Raw genomic sequence first — 10,944 nt, forward strand, 5'->3', positions numbered from 1 at the left:
AGTAAATGCCATACGAAAAAAAGCCGCCCGTAAGGCGGCTTTTTAAAATTCTTACGCTAATGCGGGCTGAGCATAACGAATTGGTGCTGTTTCCTGCGAGTCGTAGGTCACGAACTCCCAACACTCTTTTTGCGCAAGTACTGCGTTTAATAGCTTGTTGTTCAGACCATGGCCTGTTTTGTACGCGCGCAATTCACCAATTAGACTGTGGCCGCCAAGGTATAAGTCACCAATAGCATCCAAAATCTTATGCTTTAAGAATTCATCGTCGTAGCGCAACCCTTCAGGGTTAAGTACACGGAATTCGTCTAGCGCTACAGCATTTTCCATGCTGCCACCCAACGCTAGATTATTAGCATTCATGTACTCTAAGTCGCGCATAAATCCGAAGGTGCGTGCACGGCTAACTTCGCTTACATATGAGCATGAATCAAAATCCATCACCATATGCTGACGCGTTTGACTGATGACAGGATGATCAAAGTCAATTTGGAAATCTACGCGGAAACCATCATAAGGCACTAATTCGGCCCACTTGTCGCCATCTTCTACACGAACTGGCTTTTTAATACGAATAAATTGCTTAGGCGCGTTTAGCTCTTCGATACCGGCAGATTGAAGCAAGAATACGAACGGGCTAGCACTTCCGTCCATAATTGGCAGCTCGTTACTGTCTACTTCAACAATAATATTATCGATTCCTAAACCTGCAAGCGCAGACGCTAAGTGCTCTACCGTTTGGATAGTCACACCGTCTTCGTTATTAAGGCACGTACATAGCATGGTATTACCTACCGCGTTCGCACGCGAAGGTATGTCAACATGTGGTTCAAGGTCAACACGCCTAAACACGATACCCGTGTTTGCCGGCGCAGGTCGGAGAGTCATTGTGACCTTTTCCCCTTTATGAAGCCCAATTCCGGTCTCTTGTACCGATTGCTTGATTGTACGTTGTCTAATCATCTGCTTAAGCTTTTACCTATTAAAAAAGCGGGCGCGAATTATAGTAAGTTATTACTCACATGTCAAAAAGACACCCATTCCGACGGATTTAACTCTGCCAGATTACGCCATTAATCAACCTATCCACGCAAAATTTTTCACGTTGTGTAAATACACCTTATTTATTAAGACATCACAAACGCGAAATAATTCCATTCCATGTCAGGCAGCTAAATTAGTCTGCCTGCTTGCGTAGAAATGCTGGAATATCTAAATATTCCAAGTCATTTTCTGGCTGTGCACTGTCGTCAGCCTTCAGCGCCTGATTGCCCTCTGTACCGCCTACTGCAGAACGTGGTTCACTTGATTGCGTGTTACCGTATTCTTTTGCAGGCTGTGTTAGACGAGAGCCTTCAGAGCTTACTAGAGAAATGTCAGGTTTGCGTTCTGCGCCAATACCGGTCGCAACAACCGTTACGCGAAGTTCGTCTGTCATTTCCATATCAATAACCGTACCAACAACCACGGTTGCGTTTTCCGAAGCAAACGCTTTAACCGCATTACCTACGGTTTCAAACTCGTCGATAGCGAAATCTGGACCCGCTGTGATATTTACAAGAATACCGCGTGCGCCAGACAAGTCGATATCTTCAAGAAGCGGGCTGGCAATCGCGGCTTCAGCAGCTTCTTCAGCACGGTCTGGGCCGCTTGCAGCGCCACTCCCCATCATCGCTTTACCCATCTCAGACATAACGGTACGTACGTCTGCAAAGTCAACGTTAATTAGACCAGGACGGGTAATCAGTTCAGCAATACCTTGAACCGCACCGCGCAATACGTCATTTGCTGCGCTAAACGCTTGAAGAAGGGGCGTGCCAGGACCCATTACTTTTAAAAGCTTTTCGTTAGGAATAGTAATTAACGAGTCAACGTTATTAGATAGCTCAACAATGCCCTGTTCCGCGAACGAGGTGCGTTTTTTACCTTCAAATGGGAATGGCTTGGTCACTACTGCTACCGTTAAAATACCCATTTCACGCGCAATCTTTGCCACTTCTGGCGCTGCGCCCGTTCCTGTACCACCGCCCATACCGGCGGTGATGAAAACCATATCTGCACCGTCTAGCGCCTGACGAATGGTTTCTCTGTCTTCTTGTGCCGCTTCACGACCAATGTTCGGATCAGCACCCGCACCTAATCCTTTCGTTACACTTGAGCCAATTTGAAGCGTAACGTCTGCACTTGAACTACGAAGTACTTGTGCATCTGTGTTAACTGCAATAAATTCTACGCCTTCAATGCTTTGAGACACCATGTGCTCAACCGCATTGCCGCCGCCACCACCGACACCGATGACTTTGATTACGGCTTCTTCGCCGTGACTATCCATTAATTCGAACATACTTACTCTCCGGTTGTACGTCTTTTAAACACTACGCCAGGTCATTCCCTTAGGCTAATTGCTTCCTGCTAGCCTTAATGCCGCAGCTATAGCGCCCCCAAAATAAAATTAAAATTCACCTTTAAACCAGCTTTGCACTCGATGAAATAAGCTCTCACCGGTCTTCTGCGTACTGGACTTCTTATTGTCAGATTGTACTTTGCCATATTGCAGCAGTCCTACGACTGTCGCAAACCCGGCATCATCAACATATTCGGACAAGCCTTTGACATTGATGGGTTTGCCCACGCGCACGGGCATCTGGAAAAGTTCTTCGGCAAATTCCACAGCACCTTCCATCTTGGCGGTACCGCCCGTAAGCACAAGGCCTGCAGCGATTTGCTCTTCCAGACCGCTGGCACGAATTTCATCATGTACCAGCTCAAAAAGCTCTTGATAGCGAGGTTCGATAACCTCAGCTAACGTATGACGAGACATCACTCTAGCAGGGCGTCCGCCCACACTAGGCACTTCAATGCTGTCTTCCATACTCACCATATCCTTCAATGCACAGGCGTAATTCACCTTAATTTCTTCTGCATTGCTAATAGGTGTTCTAAATATTTTAGCGATGTCGCTGGTAATTTGATTACCCGCAACCGGTATTACCGCCGTGTGTCGAATAGCGCCATCGGTGTAGATAACCATATCCATAGTACCACCACCGATATCAACCACACATACGCCAAGCTCGCGCTCGTCGTCAGTCAGTACCGCATAACTCGATGCCAATGCTGAAAAGATCAGCTGATCGGCATTCAGTTCACAACGCTCAACACATTTCACCATGTTTTTCGCCATATCGTCGGCGCAGGTAATAATGTGAGCATCGGCTTCCATTCTTACTCCTGACATGCCGATAGGGTTCTTAATTCCTTCCTGCACATCAATAGTAAATTCTTGAGGTAAAACGTGCAATAAACGACGTTCCGCAGCAATAGGCACACTGCGTGCTGCATGAATAACGTTGTCTACGTCTTCCTGTGTTACTTCTTGGTTGTTAATCGGTACCATACCATTTTCATTCTGGCACTTAACGTGGCGTCCCGAGATAGACATGAACACTGAAGACACACGGCAATCTGCCATTAACTCCATCTCGTTCACAGCACGCTGTACCGATTTAACCACAAGATTTAAATCGTTAACGCCGCCCTTATCCATGCCTTTCGATGCATGGGTGCCCACGCCAACGATACTGATTTGATCATCTTCTAGCAATTCGCCCACCACAGCTTTAACTTGGCTGGTGCCGATATCTAGTCCTACAATCAAATTGCGTTCAGCAGGTTTTGACATGGTTTCCTTAACTCTCTTCATCTGTGGCGCCGTCGTCTTTCCAGCCGACTGCTACGCCCGTGTCATAGCGAAGGTCGACGTATTTCACCGCCTTCTCTTGTTGCGCCAGAAGTGGATAAACATCGATAAAGCGTTGTAGCCTATCGATAAACTCCTGACGTCCTAAATTCAATTTAATGCCGTTTTTCAACTGCACTTGCCAAGCAAATCGCTCACTTAAGGACAGCTCGTCTAACGTCATATCTGTCGTCGCAATCAACGCATGCATAGCGTTGTAGCCTTCAAGGGCTGTTTTTTCACTGCCACCCGGGCCGTACAGGCGCGGTAAGTCCAGCTTCACGCCTTCGTCATTAAACGTATCGCCATAAGGGTTTAACAATAAATCTTCATTCCATTGCGCAACCGGCTGTTGCTCAACCAAATAAATTTTTAACGTATTTGGCCATTTCTTTCTTACTGACGCGCGATAAACCCATGGCTGCGCTTCAACAAGCTCAAATACTTCGTTGACATCAAGAGCAAAAAAGCTTCCAGGCTGCGCTTTGCGAATTAACCGCTCTAGCTTTGTAATATCGATGTGCTGATAATCACCAGAAAAATCGATAACCTGCACCGGCATTTGCTGTTCGTCTTGCAAATACTGGTTTGCTTTCAGCCCACCCAACACTAATCCAGCAATAACAAGCAGTAAAAAAGCGACGCCGCCCCACACTGCCGTTTTACTTTTGCCAGCCCTTGCAGAAACCGGCGTATCTTGATTAGGATTGGTGTCAACCACGTCTACGCCTTGTTTGCAACGTCATCAAAACTGGTAGAAAGAATGCTTAGTACCAGCTCGTCAAATGTTAGTCCCGCAACTTTGGCAGCCTTCGGCACCAAACTTTTTTCTGTCATGCCAGGCACTGTGTTCGCTTCTAGCAAATAAAACTGCCTTTGACTGTCCTGCATAACGTCAATTCTGCCCCAGCCGCTACCCGAAATAGCGTCGAAAGCACGGGATGCTAGTTTTGCTAGCTGTGCTTCCTGCTCTTCAGACAAACCGCTTGGGCAATAGTATTCTGTTGTATTATCCTGATATTTCGCAGCATAATCATAGAATGTATGTGGAGTAGACATGCGAATAGACGGCAACGCCTGTCCCTGCAATACAGAAACAGTGAATTCGGGACCATCTATATACTGCTCTAACAGGACTTGATTATCGTATTTAAAGGCGTCCTGAATGGCAGTGTTGAGCTGTTTAGCGCTTGTCACTCTCGCCATGCCAATACTCGACCCTTCTCTGGCCGGTTTTACCATGACTTCATTCCCCAGTTTGTCCATTATAGCGCCGCACTTACTAGCTTCAAAGTGCCTTTTATCAGCAATTTCATATTTTGCAGTGGGTAAGCCTAAACTTTGCCATACTTGCTTAGTATGAATTTTATCCATTGCCAGTGCAGACCCTAAAACACGGCTTCCCGTATAAGGGATTTTTAGAAACTGTAGCGCTCCTTGCATAGAGCCGTCTTCACCACCACGACCATGCAACATTATTAGCGCTCTATCAACGTTTAGTTCGAGAAGTTCGGTTAGTGGCCGCTCTGCGGGGTCAAACGCAAACGCGTCGACCCCTTGTCTTAACAGCGCGTTTAACACCGCATTGCCCGAATTCAGCGATACTTCGCGCTCGGCAGAATCACCGCCAAGCAATACAGCAACTTTTCCATACTCACTCGGCGAATGGGTTTTCTGTGAGTGAATACTTACTGAAGGTGTAAACATCTTATTCCCCTTCCTTTGCAAGTGTGATCGGCTCTAGCGCGTGACGAGCTAAGAGCTTAGCAATTTGTCCGATGTTACCCGCCCCCTGGGTCATCACAATGTCGCCGTCTTGCATAATATTCGCCAAAATAGCTGGTAAGGCATCTTTATCGCCAACATAAACAGGTTCGATTTGACCGCGCTGACGAATGGATCTGCACAGCGCTTTACTGTCAGCCCCTTCAATTGGCTGTTCACTGGCGGCATATACATCCAGAAGCAACAGGGCATCAACGCTCGACAATACTTCAACAAAGTCTTCATAAAGGTCGCGGGTACGCGTAAAGCGATGGGGCTGGTAAACCATAACCAAGCGTTTATCAGGCCAGTTTGCGCGAGCCGCAGCGATAGTTGCCCTTACTTCCGTTGGGTGGTGACCATAGTCATCCACCAAACACACTTCGCCTTTACTGGTAGTAAACGTACCTAACTGCTCGAATCGACGGCCGATGCCACCAAAGCTAGCTAGTGCGCGAATGATAGCGTCGTCATCTACACCTTCGTCGGTTGCTACCGCGATAGCGGCAAGCGCATTAAGCACATTGTGATTGCCGGTAAGATTCAACGTAATATCTAACGGTTCGCGCTCCGTGCGAATTACCGTAAAATTCGCTTTACCGAATGACAGTGAAACGTTTTCTGCACGGTAGTCATTGTGAGACTCAAAACCATAGGTAAGAATGCTTCGGCCTATACGAGGGCGAATCTCTTGAATATTCGCATCATCACCGCATACGATGGCCTGCCCGTAAAACGGTAAGTTCGACAAAAAATCAACAAAGGTATCTTTCACCTTTGAGAAATCACCACCATAAGTATCCATATGGTCGGCTTCAATATTGGTCACCACAGAAACCATCGGCTGTAAATGAAGGAACGACGCATCGCTCTCGTCAGCCTCTGCTATTAGATAACGGCTTTTACCCAAACGCGCATTCGTACCAGCACTGTTAAGCAAACCACCAATGACAAACGTAGGGTCATATTCCGCTTCTGCGAAAATCGTTGAAATTAAACTGGTTGTGGTCGTTTTGCCGTGCGTACCTGCCACTGCAATACCGTGGCGGAATCGCATCAGTTCAGCCAGCATTTCTGCACGGCGAATGATCGGAATGCGCTTTTCACGAGCCACGATAATCTCTGGGTTTTGCTCATTGATGGCGCTAGACACCACAATAACGTCCATGCCTTCGACATTTTCGGCACGATGGCCTATTTTCACATCAGCGCCCAATTCGCTTAAACGCTGTGTCATAGGCCCTTCTTGAATATCAGAGCCAGCAATAGCATAACCTTCGTTTAGCAATACTTCTGCAATACCGCCCATACCGGCACCGCCGATACCAATAAAGAATATATTTTTTACCCTGCGCATTTGCGGGCTTTCAAATGGGGTTTTAAAAACCATTAGTCCCCTACTCCTACCACGCTTTTAACGTGGCTTACTACATTTTTTGTGGCATGAGTACTTGCACATTTTTTCGCTACAGTACCCATTCTTAAGCAATCTTCAGAGTGTTGTAACCACTGACGCACCGCCTGCCCTAAATTTTCTTTCAATACAGATTGAGCGATCATCAATGCTGCATTTTGCTTCACTAACGATTGCGCATTTTTTGTTTGGTGATCGTCAACCGCGAAAGGTAGCGGAACGAAAATCGCTGCGCGTCCGGCAGCTGCAACCTCACTTACTGTGAGCGCACCCGCTCTGCATACAACAAAATCTGCCCATTCGTACGCTGCGGCCATATCGTCGATAAAGTCGCTGACATCGATTTTCGCCATATCAGCGCCCACCGACATATATGCCTGCGAAACCCTTTCACTATTACCTTTTCCGCACTGGTGCTTTATTGATAACCCTTCGAGTACACCGCAAGTTTCGGGCACGGTTTCATTTAAAACCTGTGCTCCTAGGCTTCCACCAACGACAAGCATATTAAGGCTATGCGTTTGCTCATTGCCCTTTTCGAAACTGGTTGCGTTAATGTCTACAACTTTGGGCATTACCTGCCAAATTTCATCGCGAACAGGATTCCCAACAGTATGCACCTTATCAGCGCCACCTGAAAATTGTTCTTTAGCATCGTTAAAGCCAAGCAATACGCGGCTTGCGATTTTACCGAGAAGCTTATTGGTCATGCCTGCCGCGGCATTTTGCTCATGCACAATTACAGGAATGCCTAAGCTTTTTGCGGCAACCCCACCCGGGCCGCTGGCATAACCGCCAAATCCGACAACGATGTCAGGTTGAAGACGCTTTATAATTCGTCTTGCCGAGAACAAACTTTTCACTAAGGCAATGGCGCCTACAAAGCGTGCCGCTATGCCTTTACCACGAAGCCCTTTTACCGGAATAAAATGAATGGGGATATCGTGCTTAGGCACAACTTGTGCCTCCATTCGCTCGGCGGTGCCTAGCCAATGAATATCCCAGCCTTCATTTCGAAGCGCGTTTGCCACTGTAAGTCCTGGAAAAACATGTCCGCCTGTACCTCCAGCCATAATCAAGCAACGCTTAGCCATTGTCAGCCTCCTGCGCTACGCGCGCGAGTATGGCTTTAATGCCAGCTTTGCCTTCATCTTCCGCGCTCGACGTTTTGGCGCTAGGTTTAGCTTCAACCGTCGCCGTAGAAAAATCAGTTTCATCGGTCTTGCTCTCTACACTCGCCTCACCTTCATTATGTGACGCTTTAGATTTGGACGCGCTTGTTGGAATAGGCTTTTTACGGCGGGCTTTGCTCTTATCGGATTTGCTGTCGCCCCGGCCAATCGCCTGTACGCCATCAACGCGCAGTTCAAAATCGATACGAAGTAATATGGCTACCGCTACTGACATAATGATAAGTGACGAGCCGCCGTAGCTAACTAACGGCAGTGTTAACCCTTTGGTTGGCAAAATACCGGCGCTTGCACCAATATTTACCGCCGTTTGGAAACTGAACCAAATGCCAATGCTGTAAGCCATGTAACCATCAAACGCTCGCCCTTTTTCAAGGGCCTTATTTCCAATGCCCAGCGCACGCAACACCATCCACAAAATAAGGCCAAGTACGGCTAGCACACCAACAAAGCCAAGTTCTTCAGCCAAGATGGCCATGACAAAATCAGTATGTGCTTCGGGTAAGAATTCCAGTTTTTGCAAGCTATTGCCTAGGCCTTGCCCAAACCAGTTCCCACGACCATACGCCATTAAGGACTGGGTAAGCTGATAGCCTGCCCCAAATGGATCGGCCCATGGGTCTAAGAAGGAAGTCACTCGTTTAAGACGGTATTCTTCGAACACGATGAGTGCCACTACTGCCAATATGCCTACAAACACCAGAGCGAAAAACTGCCACAGCCGTGCACCGGCTAAAAACAACAAACCAATCGTGGTTGCAAACATAACAACAACCGTACCTAAATCTGGTTGTAGCAATAGCAACATCGCCAGCACAAAAAACACCACCAAGGGCTTAATAAAGCCTTTTAAATTTTCGGTAACTTCTTCATAACGGCGAACCAGATAGCCTGCCAGGTACGCAAAGAAAAAGAGCTTGGCTGGCTCAGCGGCCTGAATGGTTATAGGGCCTATCGCCAACCAACGGGTACTCCCGTTTACGGTCCTACCCACCACCAGTACTGCTAGCAACAACGCTATAGCCGCAATAAGAAGATAAGGATTGGTCATGCGCCAAAACTGCATAGGCAAATTCAGCACCATCATAGCTGCAACGATCGCCCCAACAATATAAATGCCGTGGCGAATAGCAAAATAGAACGGATTGTCGTGCAGCCTATCGGCCACCGGCATCGACGCGGAAGTTACAATTACAACCCCTATGCTCATTAGCGCGAGCGCAATTAATATCAGCGTTACGTCATAAGGGTGCGTTGTCGAAGGTTGGCCATCGTGCTTCGCGGCGAATAACGCGCTAAGTTTGGTATAGGCAGCCATCATAATGCGGCCTCCACAGCGCCTTTGTTCTCACTGTGTAAATTGTGTAGGTCGTGCACGTCTTGTTTAAACACGTCACCGCGATGCATATAGTTCTTAAACATATCTAAACTTGCACACGCAGGCGAAAGCAGCACTACATCACCAGGTGCAGCAAGTCTTGTTGCTGCTTTTACGGCATCTTTCATCGTTGCCACACGGGTAGTATGCGCAAAACTCTTTTCAAACAGGTGTGCATCTTTGCCTAAAGCAAACACGTGCGAAACGTGCTGATTTAGATACGATGTTAGATTCCCTATATCCGCCCCTTTCGCGTCGCCACCGGCAATAAGAATCAGCTTCCCTTGTATAGTCGGGGCTAAACCTTCAAGAGCCGCGACCGTGGCGCCAATGTTGGTTGCTTTGGAATCGTCAATATAGCGAACACCGTTTACACGGGCTATTTCCACACACCGATGTGGTGCAGATTTAAAGCTGTGTAGATGTTTAATCGCGAGCTCTGGTGACACGCCAAGTTTAAGACAAATGCCTAATGCGGCCATGACGTTTAGCACATTATGCATGCCTGCTAATTGAATATCACTTAATGCGATAAGCTTTTCACCGTTAAACGTAATGAACAGGCTTTGTTTATCGTTAAGCATACTACCGTCACCGTCAAAAGGAGCAATCGCAAACCCTGTGGTCGACTCTCCCAGTCCATATTCGATAATATTTTTTGACGCTAGCGAATTTTCATTAGATGCAGCATTACCCTTAGCATCAGCAATAACCTGCTCGTCTGGCGCTACAAACTCACCGTCTCGCCATACAACCGCAGACTTCGCGTTATCGAAAATGCGATGTTTGGCATCGATATAGGCTTCAAGGTTACCGTGACGGTCTAGGTGGTCATCGGAAATATTAAGCACAGTGGCAGCTTCAAGTACCAGGCTAGACGTAGTTTCAAGTTGAAAACTTGATAACTCCATCACCACGACATCTGCATCGCTTTCCAATGCTTCAAGTACAGGGCGACCCACATTGCCTGCTTCAATGCTCTTTACCCCACAGGCTTGAAGCAGATGGTTCACTAATAAAGTAACCGTGGTTTTACCGTTAGACCCCGTGATGCCCACTACGCGCTTAGCTGGCGTAGCACCGTTCTTGGTGGCATTTAAACGGGCGAACAACTCAACATCGCCGATTACCTCAACGCCACACTTTTGCGCTAAAGCAACATGTTCAATATTAAGGGCAAGACCCGGGCTTAACACCAAGGTGTCTACACCATCAAAGTAATCTTCGCTTAAGGCATGGCAAGTGACCTTCTCTGCCATAAAAGCTTGCATGCCAAAATAGAGATCACCATCAAGGTCAGAATCTGGGTCAGTAACTACGGTAAAATTAGCACGTGTATCAAACGCTTTAACCGTTGCCTTTTGTTGCAACAAAAAGCGCACGCAAGCCTGACCTGTAACACCTAGGCCACCGACTACATAACTATGCTCACGTACGTTATACGACATTACTTTTTATC

Annotated in this window: 9 protein-coding genes; all 9 read right to left on the bottom strand. The window is 47.3% G+C overall.

Translation table 11 applies throughout. The features are described 5' to 3' along the window. Positions 1-51: 51 nt before the first annotated feature. A complete protein-coding gene (gene lpxC / locus V7R42_RS09060) occupies positions 52-963 on the bottom strand; it encodes a UDP-3-O-acyl-N-acetylglucosamine deacetylase (RefSeq protein ID WP_014980041.1) in 912 nt (303 codons plus the stop codon). 214 nt (positions 964-1,177) lie between these two features. Beyond that, entirely contained in the window at positions 1,178-2,344 is a 1,167-nt protein-coding gene (gene ftsZ / locus V7R42_RS09065) for a cell division protein FtsZ (RefSeq protein ID WP_014980042.1), read from the bottom strand. Between the two features lie 108 nt (positions 2,345-2,452). Continuing rightward, positions 2,453-3,682, bottom strand: a complete 1,230-nt coding sequence (ftsA, locus tag V7R42_RS09070; protein WP_014980043.1) for a cell division protein FtsA — start codon at positions 3,680-3,682, stop codon at positions 2,453-2,455. A gap of 7 nt (positions 3,683-3,689) precedes the next feature. Next, positions 3,690-4,460 (bottom strand): cell division protein FtsQ/DivIB, encoded by a 771-nt coding sequence (locus V7R42_RS09075; protein WP_334019858.1) that lies wholly within the window; start codon positions 4,458-4,460, stop codon positions 3,690-3,692. A 2-nt stretch (positions 4,461-4,462) separates the two neighbouring features. Continuing rightward, positions 4,463-5,446 carry a D-alanine--D-alanine ligase gene (locus tag V7R42_RS09080; RefSeq protein WP_334019859.1) on the bottom strand — a complete coding sequence of 328 codons (984 nt, stop codon included), beginning with the start codon at positions 5,444-5,446 and terminating at the stop codon, positions 4,463-4,465. Position 5,447: 1 nt separating this feature from the next. After that, positions 5,448-6,893: a UDP-N-acetylmuramate--L-alanine ligase gene (murC, locus tag V7R42_RS09085; RefSeq protein WP_334019860.1), complete on the bottom strand. Its 1,446-nt coding sequence runs from the start codon at positions 6,891-6,893 to the stop codon at positions 5,448-5,450. After that, positions 6,893-8,011, bottom strand: coding sequence for an undecaprenyldiphospho-muramoylpentapeptide beta-N-acetylglucosaminyltransferase (gene murG, locus V7R42_RS09090; RefSeq protein ID WP_334019861.1), 1,119 nt, complete (start codon positions 8,009-8,011; stop codon positions 6,893-6,895). The genes murC and murG overlap by 1 nt, the downstream gene beginning before the upstream one ends. After that, positions 8,004-9,428 carry a cell division protein FtsW gene (gene ftsW / locus V7R42_RS09095; protein ID WP_334019862.1) on the bottom strand — a complete coding sequence of 475 codons (1,425 nt, stop codon included), beginning with the start codon at positions 9,426-9,428 and terminating at the stop codon, positions 8,004-8,006. The genes murG and ftsW overlap by 8 nt, the downstream gene beginning before the upstream one ends. Next, positions 9,425-10,933, bottom strand: coding sequence for a UDP-N-acetylmuramoyl-L-alanine--D-glutamate ligase (murD, locus tag V7R42_RS09100; RefSeq protein WP_334019863.1), 1,509 nt, complete (start codon positions 10,931-10,933; stop codon positions 9,425-9,427). Before murD ends, ftsW begins: the two co-directional genes overlap by 4 nt. Positions 10,934-10,944 lie beyond the last annotated feature (11 nt).

The organism is Alteromonas sp. S015 (assembly GCF_036864485.1).
Classification (GTDB): Bacteria; Pseudomonadota; Gammaproteobacteria; order Enterobacterales; family Alteromonadaceae; genus Alteromonas.